Genomic DNA, 20,818 nt, shown 5'->3' on the forward strand with positions numbered 1-20,818 from the left:
GGCGCTTCCCACTCTCCAGCACAAAACTTGAGTGCGCGGTTGTCAATGCCGCGAAGGGGTGATCGCCCCGCGCAGCGCCACGGCGCGCCGGGGGCGGTCCGTGACGAGCACGTCGACGCGCGGGTGGGCGAGGAAGGCCTGCATGAGGGTGTCGTCGTTGACGGTCCACACCATGGTGAACAGGCCGTGCCGGGTCGCCTGGCGCAGCACGCCGGCCCTGGCCAGCCGCTGGTGCACCGCGACACCGTGGGCCCCGCAGGCCCGGATGCGCCGGGCGGGAAAGAGCTCGCTCAGGCGTGTCCCGGGCAGCCGGGCGAGGGCCAGCTCCGTACGGTCACGCCCCAGGGACAGGGCGGTGCGCACACCCGGGTAGCGCCGTGTGACAGCGGCGACGGATCGGTCCTCGAGGGTCGTCACGACGAGCCCGTCCACGCCGAGCAGGGCCACCGCGCGGTCGATCACCTCCCGCTCGTAGCCGGTCTCCTTGAGGTCCAGGTGGGCCACGAGCTTCCCGGCGATCAGTGCCATGACCTCGTCCACGACGGGCACGGCGTATCCGGCCCGCTCACACAGCTCGGCGTGCGTGATCGCGGACAGCGGCGGCCCGGCGGGGCCGACCCGGGGGTCGTGGTGGACGACGAGGACCCCGTCCCTGGTGCGGCGGATGTCGAACTCGACGAACTCCGCACCGGAGTCGATCGCGTCCTCGTACGCCTCCCAGGTGGCCGGGCCGGCGCGCTCGGAGCCGCCCCGGTGGGCGGAGACGGCGGCGTGTGGCGTCATGGTCGTCGGTTCCCGGAGGGTGAGCGGAGAGGCGGCACGGGGGCGAAGGCGTCGTCGGGCGCGGGCAGCGGCGATCGGGAGCGGGTGCTGACCCGTCCGAGCAGCACCCGGCCGATCACGACCAGGACGACGAAGGGCAGCCCGTCCGGCGCGTAGGCGGCGCCGTAGGCGCGTACGTCGAGGACGTTCGTCGGGAGCCGGGACGGGGACCACATCCCGGCTGGTCCCTGGGGTGCCCGGCGAAGCGGTCGTAGCCGCGGCGGGCGCTGTCCCGGGGTCGCAGCCGTCCGGAGGGACTGAACAGCAGCAGGACGCGGGTCCGGTCACGGGTGGCGGAGTCGAGCACCGTCGCGTTCGTGGATGTTCCCGGCAGCATCACGTTCCTTCCGGCCCGGCGGTTCGAGGCGTCTGGTGCATACCCCGGCCCGGGGTGGTGAACCGACGACGCCGCGCGGGCCGCCCTGGGGGCGGACCCGCGCGGCGGTAGGGGGCAGGTCAGGCGAGCTTGGCGGTCAGCGTGATCGGGGTGGCCTTGAGGGCCTGGCTGACCGGGCAGCCGACCTTGGCCTCGTCGGCGGCGGCCTGGAAGGCCGCCTCGTCGATGCCGGGGACGGTGCCCTCGACGGTGAGGTGGATGCCGGTGATGCCCTCACCCGGCTGGAAGGTGACGTCGGCCGAGGTGATGAGCTTGGTGGGCGGCGTCCCGGCCTTGTTGAGGATGTTGGAGAAGGCCATCGAGAAGCAGCTGGAGTGGGCGGCCGCGATCAGCTCCTCGGGGCTGGTCTTGCCGTTCGCCTCCTGAGCGCGCGAGGCCCACGTCACCGGCTGCTCGCCGATGGCACCGGAGGAGTCGAAGGTGACGACACCGTTGCCCTCGAGCAGGTTGCCTTCCCAGACCGTGTGTGCGGAGCGCGTGGTAGCCACGAGTTCTTCCTTTCGCGTGCGGACTCGCAAGCGGGCCCGTCACCGGGCCCCGTGTCCCCCATCCGATCACACTCCGGCTCAACTCACGCGGAAGACCTCCCCTCTGGCGGTGAACGGCAGCCGTGCTCCCTGCGGGATCAGGTACGCGTGCTCGCGCCGCACCCGCAGCACGTCACACCAGCCGTCGGTGATGATCAGCACGGGCGCGCCGGGCGGGAAGTCGTCGGCGCGGTGCAGCAGGTCGATGCCGGGCTGCAGGACGGTGCCGCCGCGGCCGTGCACGCGGACCCGGCCGGCGATATCGGTGACGGGCAGATAGCCGGCGTCGTGCGGGGCCGCGTCGCAGAACACGACCCGGGCGGCCGGTACGTCCCGGGCGCCGGCGTAGGAGGCGATGGCGCCCAGGGCCTTGCCGAGCAGGACGCGGTTCATGGAGCCCGAGGTGTCCAGGACCACGCCGAAGGTGCAGCGGGCGATCTCCTCGGGCGGGAAGTACCGTCCGGCGCGCGGGATGCCGGGGGTGGCCGCCTGGCGCCGTGACGGGCGGGCGTAGGACCGGACGGGCCGGGGGGCGGGCACGAACTCGTCGAACCATCGGGCGAGTCGGGCGTCCCAGGGCAGCGGCGGATGGCTGAGCGCGCGGATCTCCTCGACCAGGCCGCCGGGCAGGAACCCGCGCTCCTGGCGCTGGTGGAGGTCGAGGCCCTGGGCGAGGCCGCGGCGGTAGAAGGCGTCGAGGTCGACGTAGTCGCGGGGCGGGCCGAGCGGGCCGCCGAGAATGTCCCCGACGCCCTTGCCGCGCAGCGTGGCCAGCCGGCGTGTGCGGCGCAGGTCGCCGGCGATGCGGTCGTAGACCTCCTCGGCGGACAGGCCCGCGAGGTCCGGGTCGAACAGCAGCCCGTCGGGCATCGTGCCGACCTGCATCTCCTTCAGCCAGCCGTTGATGACGTAGTCGCAGGCGACGTTGAACAGGTACGGGTCACGGGTGCCGCAGCGGTCGCCGTGCCGCAGGGCGGCGTGCAGCATCTCGTGGGCGAGGACGAACCGCCACTCCTCGTCGTCGAAGCGGCGCAGCGGATTGACGTAGATCTCGGCCGCCGCGGCGTCGACCGCCGCGACGCCGATGCCGTGGGCGCGGGCGAGTTCGGCGTCGGCGACCAGCTTGATGCCGGAGGCGATGCCGCCGAGCAGCGGGTAGGAGGAGATGAACCAGCCCAACGCCTGCTCCCAGGGGCGCCGCCGGGGGGCCTCGCCGTCCAGGCTGTCGCGACGGCCGCCCGCCATGTCCATCGCGGCGGACACGGTCCGGGTCAGGGCGGTCGCGAAGGCCAGCTGCCAGTCGGGCGGCTGGGACCAGCCCACCCACGGCACCAGCACCTGGTCGGGCTCGTCGCCCGCCGTGCCCAGGCGCTCGTACGCGGCGGGCAGTCCGTCGCGGCGCCAGCGGATGGCGAGCTGCTCCTCGTCGCCGTCCGGGTAGGAGGCGGGCAGGTGCTCGGGGGTCTCGCCGATGCTGAAGCCGAGCAGGAAGCGGTTGACGACGGCGCAGCGGGCCGCGAGGTCGTGGCGGTCGGGCTGCACGCGTTTGCCCTTGACCGCCGGGACGTGCCCGAAGCCGAGGTGCAGGACGGCGTGGGCGAGCGCCCAGGCCCAGTCGGCCGGTTCGGCCAGGCGCGAGGGGTGGACGTGCAGATCGCCGTCGGAGTCGACGGCCACGAGTCCGTCACGGGGCGCGAAGCGGCACTCCTCGTGACGGCAGACGTCGAACTCCACCGCCGCGAGGGCGGGGTTGGCCTTCATCAGCCGCATCCCCTCGGCGAAGGCCTCGGCGGCGAGGTCCCGCTTCTTCTTCTCCCGCACCTTGCCCCGGCCACGGCTCACCGGCGGGCCTCCACCAGCCGGGGCATGTCGCGTGCCGCCTCGACGAGGAACCAGGAGGGCAGTACGGGGTTGCCGTCGCTGTCGGAGGCGATGACGGTCTGGGCGACCTCGACGGAGATCTCCGCGAGCCGCACCAGCAGAGACTTGGCGCGGTAGGCGGTCTGCCGGCCGTTCGCGGACATGTGCTCCTTGCTCACGGGCAGTTCCTTGATGAGACGGCCGCGGAAGGACTCGGCGAGGTAGTAGAGCAGGTCACGGTCCTCCGGCCGGTTCGGCCAGGGGGCGTCGCCCTTGATGACGGCCTCGATGCCGAACCGGCTGCGGACGATCTTGACGTAGCCGCAGAAGGCGGAGGCGTGCGCCGGGGTCAGTGTGCCGTGTGCCAGGACCTTCAGGGTCTCCTCGTCGAGGTCCCGCCCGAAGGAGTGCAGGGCGTCGGAGAGCATGTGCCAGGAGCGGGGCGTGGAGAACGGCTCCTCGCTCTTCGGCGGCTTGGACCACAGGTGGTCGGGGCGGTCGGTGAGGTGGTCCACGATCCAGGGGTGGATGCCGTTGCCCGCGGCCCAGGTCAGCCAGTCCTTCGCGGAGGCCTCCAGGTGCACGTGCGCGAGGCGGTTGACGAGCGCGGAGGCGATGGGCCGGGCGAGCGCGTTGTCGGTGGCCCGGTTCCCGGCGCCGATGACGATCGAGCCCTTGGGCAGTTCGTAGCTGCCGATCCGTCGGTCCAGGATCAGCGAGTAGAACGCCTTCTGCACGTCCGGTGTGGCCGCGTTGAGCTCGTCCAGGAAGAGGCAGTACGGCTCGTCGCGGGCGATCGTCTCCGGCGGGCAGAACACCGAGCGGCCGTCGCGGATCTGCGGGACGCCGATGAGGTCCTCGGGGGCGAGCTGGGTGCCCAGCAGGCTCACGCACTCCAGGCCCAGCGACTCGGCGAAGTTCCGTACCAGGGAGGACTTCCCGATGCCGGGGGCGCCCCAGATGAAGACCGGCCGGACGGTGGCCAGGCCGAGCAGCAGGTCGGGGACGCGGGCGGGCGTGACGGTGACGGCTGCCTGCAAGGCGGCGACTCCTCGGGGGTGTTCGAAGGGGACGCGCAGGTTGCGGCGTCCGGTGCGAACAGTGTGTGCGGACGGCCCCGGTGGGCGCAGCCGATTTTCAGGCGGCGCGCTCCTCCTCGGTGGCCTCCAGTGGGACCTGCGGTCCGTTCGACTCGCGCAGCCAGCGCCGCAGCACCCGGTGCACGTGCTCGGCGCCCACGAGTTCCTCGCCCTCGGCGACCGGTGGGGTCAGGCCGAGCGGCGACAACAGGAAGGGTCTGCCCTGGGCGCCGCCCAGACCGCCGTGGGAACCGATCTGCTCCTCGAAGGCCAGGACTTCGCCGTCGGCCGGGTCGTGGATGGAGTTGACCATGATGTCGGCGGTGTGCGGGAACGCGTGCGTACGGCGGACCGCTTCGGCGGCGCCCGGCCCGAACGGGGCGAGCGGGCCCGGGTTGTCGTCGAGGTCGGCCAGCGGGATCTCGGCGCCGTACGCGCCGAGGACGACGCCGCCGTGCTTCTCGCTGCGGACCAGCAGGAATCCGATGCCGGGGTGGTTGGCGAGGGTCGGCAGCAGCGCGGGGTGGCGGGCGTCGATCTCCTCCTTGCTCATCCGGTGCGTGACGTCCGGGAAGGAGACCAGGCCGAGGTTGCCGGAGGCCAGCACGATCGGCTCCGCGCTGCGCCCGGGGCGATGCTGCTCGCCGGCCTCCTCCACGGGGATGCGCAGCGCGGCGCGGACGGCGGCGCGGGCCTCCGCACCGCTACGGGTGCGCTGCGCCTTGCGCGGTACGGGCAGGCCGCAGCCGGCCCGTACCAGGTCGCCGAGCGGGAGGCCGTAGCGGGAGCGGAAGGTCTCGCCGGGGCTCTGGCCGTGGTCGGACAGCACGACGATCCGGTAGGGGCGCGGGGCGTGCTCGGCGACGTTCTCGATCAGGGCGAGGGAGCGGTCGAGGCGGTCGAGGACCTTCTGCGCGTCGCGGCTCGCCGGGCCGGAGTGGTGGGCGACCTCGTCGTAGGCCACGAGGTCGGCGTAGACGGCGGTGCGGCCGGCGAGCATGTCACCCGTCACCGCGGCGACGACGACGTCCCGCTCGACGACGGTCGCGAAGGCCCGGACCAGGGGGTAGAGGCCGCCGCGGGCGACGCGGGGGCGCTGCTTGCGCAGGCGCGCCCGGGTGGACTGGCCGATCTCCCGGCCCACCTCGGCGACGAAGCCGAGCGCGGTGCGCACGGCGTTGGCCGGGTCGGAGAAGTAGGCGAAGTAGCCGTCGCGGGAGCGGTTCTCGCGGCTGCGGCGGCGGGCGGCGATGGACAGCACGAGGGCCTGCTGGTCGGCGCCGCCGCTGAAGAGGTTGCCGCGGCTGGCGCCGTCGACGGTGAGCAGCCCGCCGTGCCCCGCGTACTCGACGGCCCGGCGCTGCAGTTCCACAGCGCTGGTGGGGCGGTTGCAGACGACCACCTCGCGGGTGTCCTTCTCGTACCAGCGGAAGGCGGGGACGTCGTGGTTGCTGCCGTGCAGGATGCCGAGCTGGCTGGCGCCGGTCTGGCTGGACCAGTCGGTGCGCCAGGGGGTGAGCCGGTGGGTGGGGCGGCCGCCGTCGCCTATGTCGAGCCAGCGGGCGACGGTGGGCATCAGGCCCTTGCCTACCGCGTCGAGCAGCGTGTCGTGACCGACGCCGTCCAGCTGGATGAAGACCGTGCCCGGGTCGGCGGGGCAGGGCGGTCCGGACCGGCGGCGGCGACGGTCGGAGAGGCGGTACAGCCTGCGGCGGTAGGCGTCGTCGTCCCGCACGGCCAGGGCGGCGCCGGTCGCGGACGCCACGGCGGACATCACGGCGGCGACGACGACGGCGGTCTCCGGCGCGGCGGCGCCGCGCTCGGCCGGGTTGAGACGCAGGGCGAGCAGCAGCAGGGCGCCGTTGAGGAAGAACACCAGCAGTCCCAGCACGAGCGCCGGTACGAGGAGCAGGAGCCGGACGAGCAGCGGCCACACCACGGCCGACAGCAGACCGAAGGCGCCGGCGCCGAGGGCCGCGGTGACGGCGATGTCGGTCGCGCTGTCGCCGTTCTCCGAACGGAGGCGGAAGTCCGGGAGGATTCCGGCGAGCACGAGCATGGTGAGGGTGGAGACCGCCCACACGGCGACGCTCCGCCCCACCTGACTGGCGATCCGCCGCCACCGCACGCCCCGCACGCCCCGTCACCTCACGTCCCTCGCCCGCGACCGCCGCGGCCCCTCCCCGACAGTTTCCCAACGCCCGGTCGGGTCTTTTCGTCCCCGGGCCGCATCCGGTGAGAGACGTCAGCGCCCGTCGTAGCCGGCCGTCGGCATCGACAGCCGCCGGTGCACGCACGCCTTCATCGCGGCGTCGTACGCCGGTTCCGCATGCCCCACGGTCTCGACGCGTACACCCCGCCGCACGCACTCGGCGGTGAACTCCTCGACGGAGGCGAGCGCGCTCTCCAGTACCCGGCGGCTGGGGGCGACGAACAGGTCGAGGCCGGGCCGGACGCCGTCCCACAGCGCGCCGTGGTCGGGCCGCAGCCCCCGGACGAGCAACTCCCGGCTGACCACGTAGCCCCGCTCGGCGGCCCAGCGGGCGCACATCTCGTGCTGACTGCGGGAGTCGACGAGGAACGGATCGTCGTCCAGCTCCTCCAGCGGCGTCAGACTCGCGATCGCCGTGACCCGCACCGGCACCATGGGCGTCCCCCTCACCTCCGGTTTCGCCGCCGACCCTACTCCTGCACGTAGGCTTCGGGGGAGTCGCGCGAAGGAGGCAAAGGAGTGCCGGTGGAGATCACCTGGTGGGGTCACGCCACTTGCACCGTCGAGGACTCGAACGTGCGCGTGCTCACGGATCCCCTGTTCGCACGCCGGCTCGCACACCTGCGCCGCCGGCGCGGGGCCCTGCCACCCCCGGGCGCCCCGCGCGCGGACGTGGCGCTGGTCTCCCATCTGCACGCCGACCATCTGCATGTGCCGTCGCTGATGCGACTCGCTCCGGGCACGCGCCTGCTCGTGCCCCGGGGCGCGCGCCGGGCGGTACCCGGACTGCGCCGGCTCTCGCACCTGCGGGTGAGCGAAGTGGCCCCCGGGGACGAGACCCAGGTCGGTGACATCGTCGTACGGGCCGTGCCCGCGCTGCACGACGGACGGCGGCTGCCGTTCGGGCCGCACCGCTCCCCCGCCCTCGGCTACGTCATAGCCGGCGAGGCCCGCACGTACTTCGCGGGGGACACCGGCCTGTTCGACGAGATGGCCAAGGAGGTCGGGCCGGTCGACGTGGCGCTGCTGCCGGTGGGCGGCTGGGGGCCGTACCTGGGCGAGGGGCACCTGGACGCGGGCCGGGCGGCGCAGGCGCTGGAACGGCTGGCACCGCGCAGTGCGGTGCCGGTGCACTACGGCACGTACTGGCCGATCGGCATGGACGCCGTGCGCCCCCACGAGTTCCACGCGCCGGGGGACGAGTTCGTCCGGCTGGCGGCCCGGCACGCGCCGGCCGTGGCGGTGCACCGGCTCGGGCACGGGGAGAGCGTGCGCCTGGAGGGTGCGCGGTGAGCTGGTCCGCGCCCTGGGCGCTCGCGGCGTCGGCCGTCACACCGGCGTCCCTGGTTTCGGAGTCCACGCAGCAGGCGATCGGGTACCCGACGCTCTTCCTGCTGGTGCTCGCCGGGGCGCTGGTGCCCGTGATTCCGACGGGGGCGCTGGTGAGTTCGGCGGCGGTGGTCGCCATGCACCGGACGGCGCCGTTCTCCCTGGCGATGGTGTTCGTGACGGCGTCGCTGGCGGCGTTCCTGGGCGATGCGGCACTGTACTGGCTGGGGCGGCGCGGACTGAAGTCGAAGAACGGGTCGCGGTGGCTGGAGGCGCTCCGGTCCCGGGCGCCGGAGGACCGGCTCGAGCAGGCGCAGGAGAAGCTCGCCGCGCACGGTGTCGCCGTGCTGGTGCTGTCGCGGCTGGTGCCGGCGGGACGCATCCCGGTGATGCTGGCCTGCCTGCTGGCGCAGTGGCCGATGCGGAGGTTCTCCCGGGGGAACCTGCCGGCGTGTCTGGCCTGGGCCGTGACGTACCAGCTCATCGGGATTCTCGGCGGGGCCCTGTTCGCCGAGCCGTGGCAGGGCGTGGTGGCGGCGATCGCGCTGACCGTGCTGATCAGCGTGGTGCCGACGGTGGTGCGGCGGATGCGCGGCTCTCCGCGCTCCTGAGGGTCAGTCCCCGGACAGCACGCGGGAGGCGCCCACGGGCATGTCCCACAGGTTCTCCCGGGGCAGCCCCGCCTTCTCCCAGGCCGCTCGCACACGCGTCAGCGGTTCCATCACCGGCTCCGCCGACAGCACGAACGTCGCCCAGTGCATGGGGGCCATCCGGCTCGCGCCCAGGTCCTGGGCCGCGCGGACCGCCTCCTCCGGATCGCAGTGGACGTCCCTGAGCCACCAGCGGGGGTCGTAGGCGCCGATGGGCAGCAGTGCCAGGTCGATGCCGGGGTAGCGGCGGCCGATGCGGGAGAACCAGTGCCCGTAGCCCGTGTCGCCCGCGAAGTAGACGCGTCGGCCGTCCCGGTCGGTGAGGACCCAACCGCCCCACAGGCTGCGGCAGGTGTCGGTGAGGCTGCGCTTGGACCAGTGGTGGGACGGGACGAAGTCGAAGCGGACGCCGTCCAGTTCGGCCGCCTCCCACCAGTCGAGCTCCGTCACGCGTGTGAACTGGCGTCGGTGGAACCAGCGGGCGAGCCCGGCCGGGACGAACACCGGGGTGTGGCGCGGGAGGCGGCGCAGAGTGGGGGCGTCCAGGTGGTCGTAGTGGTTGTGGCTGATGACGACGGCGTCGACGGGCGGCAGGTCCTCCCAGGGGACGCCGACGGGGGTGATCCGGGCCGGGGTGCCGAGGATGCGGCGGGACCACACGGGGTCGGTGAGGACGGTCAGCCCGCCGATGCGCAACACCCAACTGGCGTGTCCCGCCCAGGTGACGGCGACGGTGCGGGCGTCGACGCGGGGCAGCGGGGCCGGGGCGTAGGGCAGCCGGGGGATGTCGGCGAGGCCCTCCGGGCCCGGTCTCACCGCGCCCTCGCGGGCGAAGCGGGCCACGGCCTTCAGACCCGGGAGCGGCGCGGTCAGCCGGTCGTGGAAGGTGCGCGGCCACACCCGCCGCTCGGCCAGCGGCCGGGGTTCGGCCAGCGGCGGGCAGGGGGGCGCGAGGGGCGACGGGAGCGCGGACTCGTCGGGCTCCTGGGTGGTCGTGCTGGTGGTCGACTCGGACTGCTGCGTCATCGAGGAGGCTCCCATCGCTGAGCGTCGTCGCGGAGATCGTCGAAGACCGACTTCAGTTGGATCAACGCGCGGTGCACGTGCGGCAGTTCCAACGGCGCGGGTGAGGTGAGGCATTCGGCGCGTTCGGTGTCGGAACCGGCCACCAGCGCGCCGGTGGAAAGCCGCACGCGCGGGGCTTCGAGGTCGTCGCCGAAGCGGTGCCCGCCCGGGGCGGGCATGCCGAGGCGCGCGGTGAGGAAGTCCTCCAGTTCCTGTGCGTCGCCGATGGCGTGCGCGTTCAGCGCGGGCCTCAGCGGGGCCAGGTCCACGTACAGGTGACGGCCGGAGCGTGGGGGCCGGGCGAGGGCGCCCGCGGCGACCACGGCGGAGTGCGCCTGGGCGGCCAGGAGTGCGTGCAGGCGCACGGTGTGCGCCACGCGCGCGGTGACCGGTTCCGGTTCGCCGAGGGCGTACGCGGCCGCCGCGGCGACGGGCGCGGCGACGCGGGCGTCGAGGGCGGTGAGGACGTCGAGCACGCGCGCGTGCAGGCCGTCGCCGTCCTCGCCGGCCGGGAAGCGGGCCGCGGCGGCCGGCCAGCCGGGCGGGAGCAGGGCGCCGGCCAGGTCGGTGAGGACGGTGACCCGGTCGGGCACCATCTCGGCGGGGCTGAGCAGTACGGTGTCGTGCGGGTCGTGCAGGGTGTCGCGCCAGGTCTCGTCGCTGACCAGGTGCAGGCCCGCTGACTGGGCGGCCTCGACGGTCTCGTGGAGCAGTTCGGGCGGGGCGACGGTCGCGGTGGGGTCGTCGGCGACGGACAGCACGAGCAGCCGCGGGTCGCCGCCCTCGGCGCGGACCCGGCGCACGGTCTCCAGCAGCGCGTACGGGTCGGGAACGCCGCCGCTCTCCGGCGGGGTCGGCACCTGGAAGGCGGGGCGGCCCAGCAGGCGTGCGTACGGCGCCCACCAGGCGGCGCAGGGTCTCGGTACGAGGACGTCGCCGCCGAGCGCCGCGGTCAGTGCGAGCAGCAGCGTGGGCGAGCCCGGGGCGGCGGCCACCCGGTCCGGGCGGCAGGGCAGTCCGCGCCGGTGCCAATAGCCGCAGGCGGCCTCACGCAGGGCCTGGCCGCCGCCGACCGGCTCGTTCTCGCCCCGGGACGCCGCTGCGGCGAGCACCGCGGACAGCTCGGGCAGGACGGGCAGTCCGTCCTCGGGAAGCGGCGGCCCGAACCGGACAGGGCCGTGACCTTCCGGGGCCGTCCGCCGCATCCGTACCTCCGCTGTGCCTGGTACCGCCGTGTCATGTCGCCTTCGGCGCGTGCCCCGTCCGCTGCCCGGTGCCCCGTACGGTGCGGCTCATGCCCTCGGCCACCGAGTACCCAGGGTGCCGCCGCCCCATGGGCGCCCGGCGGGGTCGTGTCGATCACAGCATGAGGGGGCCCGGGCCGGGGAAGCCGGGTCCTTCCGGGGCGGTACAACCGGGCGGGTCAGCGGCAGGGGTCGTGCTCCCGGTGGCGCAGCCGGTGCACGGCGGCTCCGAGCGCACCCGCGATCAGCACGCCGCCCGCGACGAGGGCCGGCACGGAGTCGGTGAAGGCGCCGCCGTCCCCGGCCCGCACCCCGTGTTCGATCACCGCAGCGCCGCACTCGGTGGAGTGCGGTGCGCGGTGGTGGGTGGGCTCGGGGCAGGGCCTGTGGGTGGGGTGGTGTGCGGGTTCGTGCGACGGCTCGTGGGGCCCCGAGCCGTGCGCGACGGTGAACGTCGCGCTCCACGGCTCGCCCTCGCCGCCGGGAGGGGCCGGGCAGGTGCCGTCGACGGTCCAGGCGGAGTCCTCGCCCTCGGCGTCCGGATCGCCCTCGAAGTTCTCGGTGGAGGCGATGCGGGCCGTGCCCCGGTAGGCCGGGCCGGACACCGCGTCGTCGTTGCCGGTGACCCGGCGCAGCGGCACCATGCCCTCGTCGAAGGCCTGCGAGGTGGCGTCGATGGTGTCGGGCGGCGGTCCGTCGGTCGGATCACAGCTGACCGAGACGGTGAGCGTGCCCCCGGGCTGGACGGTGGCGGGACTGACCTCGGCGGCCGGTTCGGCGAAGACCGCCGGCGCGGAGCCCACCAGGGCCGAACCGGCCAGGACGGCGACGGACAGGGCGTGCAGGCTGCGGCGCATCGAGGGGACTCCTTCGGTAGTCATACCCCTCTGCCATGACAGCCAGGCCGTTGTGCGGCCGCGCGCGGCAAGGCCCCATTGGCGGGACAGTGCCACTCGACCGGGTGACAGCGGCGAAGCGTGGCGTCAGGCCACGTCCCGCATGACCTGCTCCCGCACCCGGCCGCAGCACCGGCTGATCAGCCGGGACACGTGCATCTGCGAGATCCCCAGCTCCTCGGCGATCCGGCTCTGCGTCATGTCGTCGAAGAACCGCATGTACAGGATCGCGCGCTCCCGCTCCGGCAGCGCCGCCAGCCGGGCCTTGACGGACTCGCGGTCGACGACGGTGTCCAGCGCGGGGTCGAAGGACCCGAGCGCGTCGCTCAGGGAGTACCCGTCCTCGCTGCCGGACAGCTCCGCGTCCAGGGACAGCGCCGTGAAGCTCTCCAGCGCTTCCTGACCGGCCCGGACGTCCTCCTCGGTCAGGTTCGCGTGCTCGGCGATCTCGGCCACGGTGGGGCGGCGGCCAGAGATGGTCTGGGACAGGTCCTGGCCGGCGACACGCACGCGGTTGCGCAGGTCCTGGACGCGGCGGGGTACGTGCAGGGTCCACATGTGGTCCCGGAAGTGCCGCTTGATCTCGCCCGTGATGGTCGGCACGGCGTAGCTCTCGAAGGCGTGACCGCGCTCGGGGTCGAACCGGTCGACGGCCTTGACCAGGCCGAGGGCCGCGACCTGGCGCAGGTCCTCGGAGCTCTCGCCGCGGCTGCGGAAGCGTCCGGCGAGGCGGTCCGCCATGGGCAGCCAGGCCTCGACGATCTCGTCGCGGAGCGCGTCGCGCTGCGGGCCGGCGGGCGTCGAGGCGAGCCTGCGGAAGGCCTCGGCGGTGTCGGGGGCGTCGTGGTGGGGGTGCTGCTTCGCGCTGATTCGGGTCGGCATGACGTCGCATTCCCTAGAAAGTGCTCCGGGTCGGACGGTCACCGTGGAAGCGCATCCGCTGTCGGACGGGCCCTGGGCGCGGCGCGCGACGCCGCTTCCACGGGCGTGCCTCCTGTCCGAAGCACTGGGGTGCGCCTGCCCCCCGCCACCCCACGCAAACCCGTGGGGTTTTCCCCCGTCGCCCACGGTGACTCGTACCGTCGGCTCTGTCCCCCTACGTCCGGGAGGTCGTTCATGAGCACCAAGGTCGCCGACCATGTCCTGCACAGGCTGCGCGAGTGGGGAGTGGAGCAGGTCTTCGGCTATCCCGGCGACGGCATCAACGGCCTGCTCGCCGCGTGGGGCAGGGCCGAGAACGAGCCGCGTTTCGTGCAGTCGCGGCACGAGGAGATGTCCGCGCTCCAGGCGGTCGGCTATGCCAAGTTCAGCGGCCGTCTCGGGGTGTGCGCCGCGACGTCCGGGCCGGGCGCGATCCATCTGCTGAACGGCCTGTACGACGCCAAACTGGACCATGTGCCGGTGCTGGCGATCGTCGGTCAGACGCACCGCACCGCGATGGGCGGCTCCTACCAGCAGGAAGTCGATCTGCACACGCTGTACAAGGACGTCGCCTCGGACTTCGTGGAGACGGTGACGGTGCCCGAGCAACTGCCGAACGTGCTGGACCGGGCGATCCGCACCGCGTACGCGCGCCGCTGCCCGACCGCGGTCATCATCCCCGGCGATGTGCAGGAGCTCGACTACGCGCCGCCGACGCACGAGTTCCGGATGGTGCCCTCCAGCCTGGACCGCAGCGCGTGGACGGCCGTACCGTCCGACGACTCGGTGCGTCGGGCCGCCGAGATCCTCAACTCCGGTGACAAGGTGGCGATCCTGGTCGGCCAGGGTGCGGCCGGCGCGCGGGCCGAGGTGGAGCGAGCGGCCGAGCTGCTCGGCGCGGGGGTCGCGAAGGCCCTGCTCGGCAAGGACGTCCTCAGCGACGAACTGCCGTACGTCACCGGCTCGATCGGCCTGCTGGGCACCCGGCCGTCGTACGAGCTGATGCGGGACTGCGACACGCTGCTGACCATCGGGTCGTCGTTCCCGTACACCCAGTTCCTGCCGGAGTTCGGCAAGGCGCGGGGCGTGCAGATCGACATCGATCCGCACATGGTCGGGATGCGCTACCCGTACGAGGTGAACCTGGTCGGTGACGCCAGGGTCACCCTGGAGCGGTTGATCCCGTTGATCGAGGAGGGGCGCGGGCGCGAGTGGTACGACACCGTGTGCGACAACGTCGCGCGCTGGCGTGACGTGATGGAGCGCCGGGCGGGACTCGACGCCGATCCGATCAACCCGGAGTACGTGGTGCGTGCACTGGACCCGTTGCTGCCGGACGACGCGATCGTCACGTCCGACTCGGGTTCCACGGCCAACTGGTACGCGCGGCACCTGACCATGAAGCCGGGGATGCGCGGCTCGCTCTCCGGCACACTGGCGACGATGGGCTGTGGGGTGCCGTATGTGATCGGCGCCAAGTTCGCGCACCCGGACCGGCCGGCGATCGCGCTGGTCGGGGATGGCGCGATGCAGATGAACGGGATGGCCGAGCTGATCACGGCGGCCAAGTACCGGCACGTGTGGGAGGATCCCCGGCTGGTCATCGCGGTGTTCAACAACCACGATCTGAATCAGGTCACGTGGGAGATGCGGGCCATGGAGGGCGCGCCGTCGTTCCTGCCCTCGCAGGAGCTTCCGGACGTGCAGTACGCCGCGTTCGCGCGGTCCCTGGGGCTGACCGGCATCCGGGTGGAGAAGCCGCAGGACGTGGAGGCGGCCTGGCGGACCGCGCTGGAGGCGGACGGCCCCGCGGTGCTGGAGTTCCTGACCGATCCGGCTGTCCCACCGATCCCGCCGCACGCCACCTGGGACCAGGTGGAGGCGACCGCCGCGTCGATCCTGAAGGGTGACGCGGACCGGGGATCGATGGTCAAGCGGGGCTTCAGGGCGAAGGTGCAGGAGTTCCTGCCGGGGCGGGAGAAGCGGTAGCGGTCGCGGGGGGCACGTCGGCCGGCTCGCGCCGACCGGCGTCCTCCTGCGGCAGCAGCAGTTCCTCGTAGCGCCCCAGCACCAGCACCACTCCGAGCATGAGCAGCGGGATGAGCACAGCGAGCATCGCCATGGCGTGTCCTTCCCCAGACAGGTGCGTGGGGGGTGCGATCCGGGTCTCCCGCAGGGCCTGGCGCAAACCAGCGGGGGCGGCGGCGATCGGGGCCGCGGACCCTGTGTCGGCCCCCGGTGTTCGGGTACGCGGTGCGGGCCCCCGAACGTCTGGAGGGAGACATGCAGCGAGGCAGCGACCGGCTGAGCGTCCATCGGGACGACGAGATGAAGCACGAACTTCAGGGTCTGCTCAGGTCCGGGCATCCCACGCGCAGCGAGGAGTGGCACGACCCGGAACCGGCCGCCGAGGACGACCCCGAGGTCGCCCACGGGCCGGTGACGCCGAGCCGCGCGCCGACGTCTCTTGAGTCGGTGCGCCTGGAGCTGGCCCGGATCCTGGGCCGTAGGGCGTTCCCCGCGAGCCCGCGCGAGCTGGCCCGCGCGTTGCGCGGCCACCAGGCGCCCGACGCCTTGGTGGAGGCCCTGGAGGGGCTGCCGCGCCAGGAGCGCTACGGCAATGTCCAGGAGCTGGCCCAAGCCCTGATCCGGGCCCGTGAGACCGGGCCCCGGGAGTACGCGTAAGGACCGTGCCGGGGCATCGCGGTGCGCCGCGGTGCCCCCGCCGGCCTGGGAACGAAAGGGGAGGCCCGAGTGGTGGCCGAGTACGTCAAGGACGTGATGACAGCGGGTGTGGTGGCCGTGCGTCCGGACGCCTCGCTCGTCGAGGCGGCGCGGTTGATGCGCACGCAGAACATCGGCGACGTGCTGGTGGCCGAGGGGCAGGACGTGATCGGCGTGCTCACCGACCGTGACATCACGGTGCGGGCCGTCGCCGACGGCGCCGATCCGATGACGGTCAGCGCGCAGGCCGTGTGCACGAGGAACCCGGTCACGGTGACGCCGCAGGACCGGACGGCGACCGCCGTGGCACTGATGCGTGAGCACGCGGTGCGCCGGCTGCCGGTGGTGGAGAACGGCCTGCCGGTCGGGATCGTGAGCCTGGGCGACGTGGCCGAGGTGGAGGATCCCGCGTCGGCGCTCGCCGACATCAGCCGGGCCGAGCCGGACGCCCGGGGCGGTGCGTGAGCACGCGCAGGAAGAACGAGAAGCACGAGGACGAGAACGACGCAGGGAGTGAGGCGGCGCGGCGGAGCACCGCAGACTCCCGGAAAGGACACCGAACATCATGCGTATCGCGTTTCTGGTCGCACCCGAGGGCGTCGAGCAGGTCGAGCTGACCGATCCGTGGCAGGCCGCGAAGGACGCGGGGCACGAGCCCGTGCTGGTGTCGACGCAGCAGGGGGAGATCCAGGCCTTCAACCACCTCGACAAGGCGGACACGTTCCCCGTGGACGAAGTCGTCGGCGACACCTCGCCGGACTCCTTCGGCGCGCTCGTGCTGCCGGGCGGCGTCGCCAACCCGGACTTCCTGCGCATGGACGACAAGGCCGTCGCCTTCGTCCGGGACTTCTTCGAGCAGGGCCGTCCCGTGGCCGCGATCTGCCACGCGCCGTGGACGCTGGTCGAGGCGGACGTCGTCCGCGGCCGGGAGCTCACGTCGTGGCCGAGCCTGCAGACGGACATCCGCAACGCGGGCGGCACCTGGGTCGACAGGCAGGTCACGGTCTGTGACCACGGGGCGAACAAGCTGGTCACCAGCCGTAAGCCGGACGATCTGAAGGCGTTCTGCGAGACCTTCCTCGACGTCGTCGCGCAGCAGGCCGCCTGATCGTCACCCCGGCCGGGAAGCAGCGGCGGCCGGCGGGGGGCGGAGCGTTCCACGGCCGGCCCGTGGGCCAGGGCGTCGCGACGAGCGCCTGGCCGGGGCCGGCGAAGCGTCCTGGCGCCGGTTCCTTCCGGCCGGGTCCTTCGAGGGGCTCAGGTGCCGGGGGTCGTGGGGGTCGCCGACTCCCCGCTCCCCCGCTCCCGGGCCCCTTCGCGTGTGCGGCCCGCGGCCACCGGGCGGCGCGGGTTGCGGCGCAGGTACTCGCCCTCGAGCTGCGCCATGCGCTCGTTGTGGGCGCGCAACGCGTCGTTCGAGCCGTACAGCAGCGTGTCGTGGCGCGTGCGGTGGATGGTCTCCAGCTCTTTCATCAGCTGCTGGTCGTCCAGCCGGTCAGGGTCCACTCCGGTCATCGTGTCGCCCCGCTCGTCGTGTTCGTCCCTGTGGTCCGGGTACCCGCCCCCGGAGCAAGTGAGCACTGCCCCGAGCGGTATCCGGGAGGAACCATGGATCTCGCCTTTCTGCACCCACTGTACGAACACCCCGGCCCTTGGGCCTCCGTGTACGTCGACACCTCGCGTCACACGGAGGGCACTCCCCACGAGCGGGAGCTGACGGCCCAGGCGATGTCCCGGGAGCTGGCCGCGCAGGGGGCGGACGAGGCGACCTGCCAGGCCGTGCGGAGCGCGATCGAGGATCTGCGGCACTCCTCCGAACCGCACGGCAGGGCCCTGTTCGCCCGTGCGGGTGAGGTCGTTCTCGACCCGCCGCTGGTGCGTCCCCCGCAGGGCGGCGACTGGGCCGAATGGGCGCCGCTGCCCCGGGTCGCGCCCCTGCTGGAGCTGGCCGGCGAGGACCCGGTGTGCGTGGTGGCCTACGTCGACCGCAAGGGCGCGGACTTCGAGCTGCGCAGCGCGCTGGGCCGGGAGGACGCCGGGGGCGTCACGGGCCGCCGGTGGCCGATGCACCGGACGAGCACCGCGGACTGGTCCGAGCGGCATTTCCAGCTCCGGGTGGAGAACACCTGGGAACACAACGCGGCGGAGATTGCCGACGCGCTGGCCGTGTGCCAGGAGGAGACCAAGGCCGACCTGCTGATCCTCGTCGGTGACGACCGCGAGCGGCGGTCCGTGCACGAGCGGCTGCCCAAGCGGCTGCACGACGTGGTGGTCGAGGCGCCGCACGGCACCGGCAGCCGACTGCTCGACGAGGATGTGGAGCGGGCCCGGGCCGAGCACGTCGGGCGGCAGGCGGAGGCGGAGCTGGAGCGCTTCCGCGCCGCCCGCGCCCCGGACGACGAGGGCCGGACCGGGGCCGTCGAGGGCGTGCCCGCGTTGGTCGAGGCGGCCCGTGAGCACCGTATCGACGAGCTGCTGGTCAGGGTCGACGGCCCGGACGCGCACCGCGAGGTGTGGATCGGGGAGGATCCCGATCAGCTCGCGGTCCGCCGGACGGACCTGAAGATCCTCGGCGAGCAGCACTCGTGGCCGGCCCGGGCCGACGACGCGCTGATCCGTTCCGCGGTGGCCACCGACGCGCCCGCGCTGTCGGTGTCGGAGCGGGAGGTCCCCGTGGGCGGCCTGGGGGCGCTGCTGCGCTGGAAGTGAACCGGAGCGGGCCCGGGCCCTAACGGGCCCGTTCCACCCTGCGTTCGTCCCAGACCGGGTCCGGGGTCTCCCGGACCCGGCCGTCGCTGCCGAAGACCAGGAAGCGGTCGAAGGAGCGGGCGAACCAGCGGTCGTGGGTGACCGCGAGGACCGTCCCGTCGAAGGCCTCCAGGCCCTCCTGGAGCGCCTCGGCGGACTCCAGGTCCAGGTTGTCGGTCGGCTCGTCCAGCAGCAGCGCCGTCACGCCCTGGAGCTCCAGCAGGAGGATCTGGAAGCGGGCCTGCTGGCCGCCGGAGAGGCGTTCGAACGTCTGCTCCGCCTGTTGGGTGAGCTCGTAGCGGCGCAGCCGGGACATGGCGGCGCCGCGGTCCTGTGCGTGCTCCTTCCACAGGATGTCGAGGAGCGTGCGGCCCTCCAGCTCCGGATGGGCGTGCGTCTGCGCGAAGTGCCCGGCCACCACCCGGGCGCCCAGTTTCCACTCCCCCGTGTGCGCCACGTCGTCGCCGGCGAGCAGGCGCAGGAAGTGCGACTTGCCGGAGCCGTTGGAGCCGAGCACGGCGACGCGCTCGCCGTAGAAGACCTCCAGGTCGAAGGGCTTCATCAGACCGGTGAGTTCCAGGTTCGCGCAGGTGACCGCCCGGACGCCGGTGCGGCCGCCCTTGATCCGCATCCTGATGTCCTGCTCGCGCGGCGGCTCCGGGGGCGGTCCGGCCTCCTCGAACTTGCGCAGGCGCGTCTGCGCGGCCGCGTAGCGGGAGGCCATCTCATGGCTGACCGCCGCGGCCTGACGCAGGTTCAGCACCAGCTTCTTCAGCTGGGCGTGCTTCTCGTCCCAGCGCCTGCGCAACTCCTCGAAGCGGGCGAAGCGCTCACGCCGTGCCTCGTGGAAGGTGGTGAAGCCGCCGCCGTGCACCCAGGCGTCGGCACCCGCGGGCCCGGGCTCCAGGGAGACGATCTTCTCGGCGGCACGGGCGAGGAGTTCGCGGTCGTGGGAGACGAACAGGACCGTCTTGCGGGTCTCCTCGAGCCGTTCCTCCAGCCAGCGTTTGCCGGGGACGTCGAGGTAGTTGTCGGGCTCGTCGAGGAGGAGCACCTCGTCGGTGCCGCGCAGCAGCGCTTCCAGGACGAGCCGCTTCTGTTCGCCGCCGGACAGGGTGCGGACCTCCCGGAACTGCGCCTTGTCGTAGGGCACGCCCAGCGCGGCCGTCGTGCACATGTCCCACAGCGTCTCGGCCTCGTAGCCGCGGGCCTCGGCCCAGTCGGCGAGGGCCTGCGCGTACTTCAGCTGGGCGGCCTCGTCGTCGACGGTCATGATGGCGTGCTCGGCGGCGTCCACGGCGCGGGCCGCCTCGCGGATGCGGGGCGTCGCCACGGACACCAGCAGGTCCCGCACGGTCGTCTCGTCGCGTACGGATCCCACGAACTGCCGCATGACCCCGAGCCCGCCACCGACGACCACGGACCCGCCGTGCGGTTTGAGCTCACCGGCGAGCATCCGCAGCAGGGTGGTCTTCCCGGCGCCGTTGGGCCCCACGAGTGCTACGACGGCACCGTCGCCCACCCGGAACGAGACGTCACCGAGCAGCGCCCTTCCGTCAGGCAGGTAGTACTCCAGATGCGCGGCTTCGAGGTGACCCATGGGGCCGATTCTGTGGGGGCGCGGGGGCCCGGGGCAAACGGGTTTCGGGCCGGTGGCCGCCGGTCAGACCTTTTCCAGCGGCCGGTGCGGCCCGCTGGGAAGTTCCGCCTCGATGGCGTCGCCGGGCCGCACCACGCCTCCCTCCCGCACGACGGTCATGATCCCGGCCTTGCGCACGATGTTCCCCGCTTCGTCCCGTCCGACGACCCGCTTGAGCAGCCCGTCCTGGAAGTGGTCGATCTGCACGCAGGGATTGCGCAGCCCGGTGACCTCCAGGACCGCGCCGTCGCCGATGCGCAGCAGGGTGCCGGTGGGCAGTCCCAGCAGGTCGATGCCCCGCGTGGTGATGTTCTCTCCGAGCTGGCCGGGAGCCACCTCGAACCCGTCCTCCCCCACCTCGGCGAAGAGCTCCTCGTGCATGAGGTGAACCTGCCGCAGATTCGGCTGGGTGGGGTCCTGGGCGACGCGCGAACGGTGTTTGACCGTCACCCCGGCGTGCACGTCCCCCTCCACCCCGAGCCCGGCGAGCAGCGTGATGCTGTCCCGGTTCGGCTTGGTGAACGAGTACTCCCCGTTGCTGCTGACCGCCGTCACGTGCCCGCTCATCCGTCTCTTCCCCCTGCTTCGCTGATGGTGATCAGCCACGAGCCTGCCCCGGGACCGCCGGAGTGTCCAGCCCCACCGGGTACCCGCACCGCATGACGCTCCCCGACGTGGAGCTCACTGTTCCGAAGCCGGGCACCG

22 protein-coding genes are annotated in these 20,818 nt (G+C 73.2%); 7 read left to right on the forward strand and 15 right to left on the reverse strand.

Going from position 1 to position 20,818, the window contains the following annotated elements; all coding sequences use genetic code 11:
• Positions 1–42: 42 nt before the first annotated feature.
• From ACIQHQ_RS08150 to ACIQHQ_RS08180, 7 genes are all read right to left on the reverse strand, one after another.
• A complete protein-coding gene (locus tag ACIQHQ_RS08150; RefSeq protein WP_402610910.1) occupies positions 43–783 on the reverse strand; it encodes a glycerophosphodiester phosphodiesterase family protein in 741 nt (246 codons plus the stop codon).
• The gene (locus ACIQHQ_RS08155; RefSeq protein WP_402610912.1) at positions 780–998 is read right to left on the reverse strand and encodes a hypothetical protein; all 219 of its coding nucleotides are present in this window, start codon (positions 996–998) and stop codon (positions 780–782) included. The genes ACIQHQ_RS08150 and ACIQHQ_RS08155 overlap by 4 nt, the downstream gene beginning before the upstream one ends.
• Before the next feature lie 280 nt (positions 999–1,278).
• Positions 1,279–1,707: an OsmC family peroxiredoxin gene (locus ACIQHQ_RS08160; RefSeq protein WP_363116990.1), complete on the reverse strand. Its 429-nt coding sequence runs from the start codon at positions 1,705–1,707 to the stop codon at positions 1,279–1,281.
• A 78-nt stretch (positions 1,708–1,785) separates the two neighbouring features.
• Positions 1,786–3,516, reverse strand: coding sequence for a hypothetical protein (locus ACIQHQ_RS08165; RefSeq protein ID WP_402611607.1), 1,731 nt, complete (start codon positions 3,514–3,516; stop codon positions 1,786–1,788).
• Between the two features lie 68 nt (positions 3,517–3,584).
• Positions 3,585–4,646, reverse strand: coding sequence for an ATP-binding protein (locus tag ACIQHQ_RS08170; RefSeq protein ID WP_402610914.1), 1,062 nt, complete (start codon positions 4,644–4,646; stop codon positions 3,585–3,587).
• A 97-nt stretch (positions 4,647–4,743) separates the two neighbouring features.
• Entirely contained in the window at positions 4,744–6,822 is a 2,079-nt protein-coding gene (locus ACIQHQ_RS08175; RefSeq protein ID WP_402610916.1) for a phage holin family protein, read from the reverse strand.
• 108 nt (positions 6,823–6,930) lie between these two features.
• Entirely contained in the window at positions 6,931–7,332 is a 402-nt protein-coding gene (locus ACIQHQ_RS08180; protein ID WP_402610918.1) for a hypothetical protein, read from the reverse strand.
• A gap of 84 nt (positions 7,333–7,416) precedes the next feature.
• Here ACIQHQ_RS08180 and ACIQHQ_RS08185 point away from each other — a divergent pair, with 84 nt between their 5' ends.
• Both ACIQHQ_RS08185 and ACIQHQ_RS08190 read left to right on the forward strand, forming a co-directional pair.
• A complete protein-coding gene (locus tag ACIQHQ_RS08185; protein ID WP_402610919.1) occupies positions 7,417–8,190 on the forward strand; it encodes an MBL fold metallo-hydrolase in 774 nt (257 codons plus the stop codon).
• A gap of 50 nt (positions 8,191–8,240) precedes the next feature.
• Positions 8,241–8,837, forward strand: a complete 597-nt coding sequence (locus ACIQHQ_RS08190; RefSeq protein WP_402611609.1) for a DedA family protein — start codon at positions 8,241–8,243, stop codon at positions 8,835–8,837.
• A gap of 3 nt (positions 8,838–8,840) precedes the next feature.
• Here the strand turns inward: ACIQHQ_RS08190 and ACIQHQ_RS08195 are convergent, their stop codons facing one another.
• The 4 genes from ACIQHQ_RS08195 to ACIQHQ_RS08210 form a co-directional block, all read right to left on the reverse strand.
• Complete coding sequence (locus ACIQHQ_RS08195; protein WP_402610920.1) at positions 8,841–9,902, reverse strand: MBL fold metallo-hydrolase; 1,062 nt, start codon at positions 9,900–9,902, stop codon at positions 8,841–8,843.
• Positions 9,899–11,146: an aminotransferase class I/II-fold pyridoxal phosphate-dependent enzyme gene (locus ACIQHQ_RS08200; protein WP_402610922.1), complete on the reverse strand. Its 1,248-nt coding sequence runs from the start codon at positions 11,144–11,146 to the stop codon at positions 9,899–9,901. The genes ACIQHQ_RS08195 and ACIQHQ_RS08200 overlap by 4 nt, the downstream gene beginning before the upstream one ends.
• A gap of 218 nt (positions 11,147–11,364) precedes the next feature.
• Positions 11,365–12,042, reverse strand: a complete 678-nt coding sequence (locus tag ACIQHQ_RS08205; protein WP_402610924.1) for a hypothetical protein — start codon at positions 12,040–12,042, stop codon at positions 11,365–11,367.
• Positions 12,043–12,168: 126 nt separating this feature from the next.
• Positions 12,169–12,963, reverse strand: a complete 795-nt coding sequence (locus ACIQHQ_RS08210; protein WP_402610926.1) for an RNA polymerase sigma factor SigF — start codon at positions 12,961–12,963, stop codon at positions 12,169–12,171.
• 234 nt (positions 12,964–13,197) lie between these two features.
• On the opposite strand from ACIQHQ_RS08210, the gene ACIQHQ_RS08215 reads away from it, so the two are divergent.
• Positions 13,198–14,991: a thiamine pyrophosphate-requiring protein gene (locus ACIQHQ_RS08215; RefSeq protein WP_402610927.1), complete on the forward strand. Its 1,794-nt coding sequence runs from the start codon at positions 13,198–13,200 to the stop codon at positions 14,989–14,991.
• Here the strand turns inward: ACIQHQ_RS08215 and ACIQHQ_RS08220 are convergent.
• Positions 14,945–15,124, reverse strand: a complete 180-nt coding sequence (locus tag ACIQHQ_RS08220; protein ID WP_402610928.1) for a hypothetical protein — start codon at positions 15,122–15,124, stop codon at positions 14,945–14,947. The genes ACIQHQ_RS08215 and ACIQHQ_RS08220 overlap by 47 nt on opposite strands.
• Before the next feature lie 161 nt (positions 15,125–15,285).
• On the opposite strand from ACIQHQ_RS08220, the gene ACIQHQ_RS08225 reads away from it, so the two are divergent.
• The 3 genes from ACIQHQ_RS08225 to ACIQHQ_RS08235 all read left to right on the forward strand — a co-directional run bounded on the left by ACIQHQ_RS08225 (position 15,286) and on the right by ACIQHQ_RS08235 (position 16,834).
• A complete protein-coding gene (locus tag ACIQHQ_RS08225; RefSeq protein ID WP_352117383.1) occupies positions 15,286–15,687 on the forward strand; it encodes a DUF2795 domain-containing protein in 402 nt (133 codons plus the stop codon).
• A 72-nt stretch (positions 15,688–15,759) separates the two neighbouring features.
• Entirely contained in the window at positions 15,760–16,191 is a 432-nt protein-coding gene (locus ACIQHQ_RS08230) for a CBS domain-containing protein (RefSeq protein ID WP_402610930.1), read from the forward strand.
• 100 nt (positions 16,192–16,291) lie between these two features.
• Positions 16,292–16,834, forward strand: coding sequence for a type 1 glutamine amidotransferase domain-containing protein (locus ACIQHQ_RS08235; RefSeq protein WP_402610932.1), 543 nt, complete (start codon positions 16,292–16,294; stop codon positions 16,832–16,834).
• Positions 16,835–16,983: 149 nt separating this feature from the next.
• Here the strand turns inward: ACIQHQ_RS08235 and ACIQHQ_RS08240 are convergent, their stop codons facing one another.
• Entirely contained in the window at positions 16,984–17,241 is a 258-nt protein-coding gene (locus ACIQHQ_RS08240; RefSeq protein WP_382486735.1) for a DUF6158 family protein, read from the reverse strand.
• A 93-nt stretch (positions 17,242–17,334) separates the two neighbouring features.
• Between ACIQHQ_RS08240 and ACIQHQ_RS08245 the strand changes: the two genes are divergently transcribed.
• Positions 17,335–18,435 (forward strand): Vms1/Ankzf1 family peptidyl-tRNA hydrolase, encoded by a 1,101-nt coding sequence (locus ACIQHQ_RS08245; RefSeq protein ID WP_402610934.1) that lies wholly within the window; start codon positions 17,335–17,337, stop codon positions 18,433–18,435.
• A 19-nt stretch (positions 18,436–18,454) separates the two neighbouring features.
• Here ACIQHQ_RS08245 and ACIQHQ_RS08250 read toward each other — a convergent pair whose 3' ends face one another.
• Positions 18,455–20,074: an ATP-binding cassette domain-containing protein gene (locus ACIQHQ_RS08250; protein WP_402610935.1), complete on the reverse strand. Its 1,620-nt coding sequence runs from the start codon at positions 20,072–20,074 to the stop codon at positions 18,455–18,457.
• Between the two features lie 63 nt (positions 20,075–20,137).
• On the reverse strand, positions 20,138–20,680 hold the full coding sequence (locus ACIQHQ_RS08255) for an MOSC domain-containing protein (RefSeq protein WP_402610936.1): 543 nt from the start codon (positions 20,678–20,680) through the stop codon (positions 20,138–20,140).
• Between the last annotated feature and the right edge of the window lie 138 nt (positions 20,681–20,818).

This window comes from Streptomyces sp. NPDC092370 (assembly GCF_044755265.1).
Classification (GTDB): domain Bacteria; phylum Actinomycetota; class Actinomycetes; order Streptomycetales; family Streptomycetaceae; genus Streptomyces.

What these genes read in the sequence shown, in the direction of transcription:
- ACIQHQ_RS08150 (WP_402610910.1), bottom strand. Translation starts at nt 783, where the DNA reads ATGACGCCACACGCCGCCGTCTCCGCCCACCGGGGCGGCTCCGAGCGC.
- ACIQHQ_RS08155 (WP_402610912.1), bottom strand. Translation starts at nt 998, where the DNA reads ATGTGGTCCCCGTCCCGGCTCCCGACGAACGTCCTCGACGTACGCGCC.
- ACIQHQ_RS08165 (WP_402611607.1), bottom strand. Translation starts at nt 3,516, where the DNA reads ATGCGGCTGATGAAGGCCAACCCCGCCCTCGCGGCGGTGGAGTTCGAC.
- ACIQHQ_RS08180 (WP_402610918.1), bottom strand. Translation starts at nt 7,332, where the DNA reads ATGGTGCCGGTGCGGGTCACGGCGATCGCGAGTCTGACGCCGCTGGAG.
- ACIQHQ_RS08195 (WP_402610920.1), bottom strand. Translation starts at nt 9,902, where the DNA reads ATGACGCAGCAGTCCGAGTCGACCACCAGCACGACCACCCAGGAGCCC.
- ACIQHQ_RS08200 (WP_402610922.1), bottom strand. Translation starts at nt 11,146, where the DNA reads ATGCGGCGGACGGCCCCGGAAGGTCACGGCCCTGTCCGGTTCGGGCCG.
- ACIQHQ_RS08205 (WP_402610924.1), bottom strand. Translation starts at nt 12,042, where the DNA reads ATGCGCCGCAGCCTGCACGCCCTGTCCGTCGCCGTCCTGGCCGGTTCG.
- ACIQHQ_RS08210 (WP_402610926.1), bottom strand. Translation starts at nt 12,963, where the DNA reads ATGCCGACCCGAATCAGCGCGAAGCAGCACCCCCACCACGACGCCCCC.
- ACIQHQ_RS08215 (WP_402610927.1), top strand. Translation starts at nt 13,198, where the DNA reads ATGAGCACCAAGGTCGCCGACCATGTCCTGCACAGGCTGCGCGAGTGG.
- ACIQHQ_RS08220 (WP_402610928.1), bottom strand. Translation starts at nt 15,124, where the DNA reads ATGGCGATGCTCGCTGTGCTCATCCCGCTGCTCATGCTCGGAGTGGTG.
- ACIQHQ_RS08225 (WP_352117383.1), top strand. Translation starts at nt 15,286, where the DNA reads ATGCAGCGAGGCAGCGACCGGCTGAGCGTCCATCGGGACGACGAGATG.
- ACIQHQ_RS08235 (WP_402610932.1), top strand. Translation starts at nt 16,292, where the DNA reads ATGCGTATCGCGTTTCTGGTCGCACCCGAGGGCGTCGAGCAGGTCGAG.
- ACIQHQ_RS08240 (WP_382486735.1), bottom strand. Translation starts at nt 17,241, where the DNA reads ATGACCGGAGTGGACCCTGACCGGCTGGACGACCAGCAGCTGATGAAA.
- ACIQHQ_RS08245 (WP_402610934.1), top strand. Translation starts at nt 17,335, where the DNA reads ATGGATCTCGCCTTTCTGCACCCACTGTACGAACACCCCGGCCCTTGG.
- ACIQHQ_RS08250 (WP_402610935.1), bottom strand. Translation starts at nt 20,074, where the DNA reads ATGGGTCACCTCGAAGCCGCGCATCTGGAGTACTACCTGCCTGACGGA.
- ACIQHQ_RS08255 (WP_402610936.1), bottom strand. Translation starts at nt 20,680, where the DNA reads ATGAGCGGGCACGTGACGGCGGTCAGCAGCAACGGGGAGTACTCGTTC.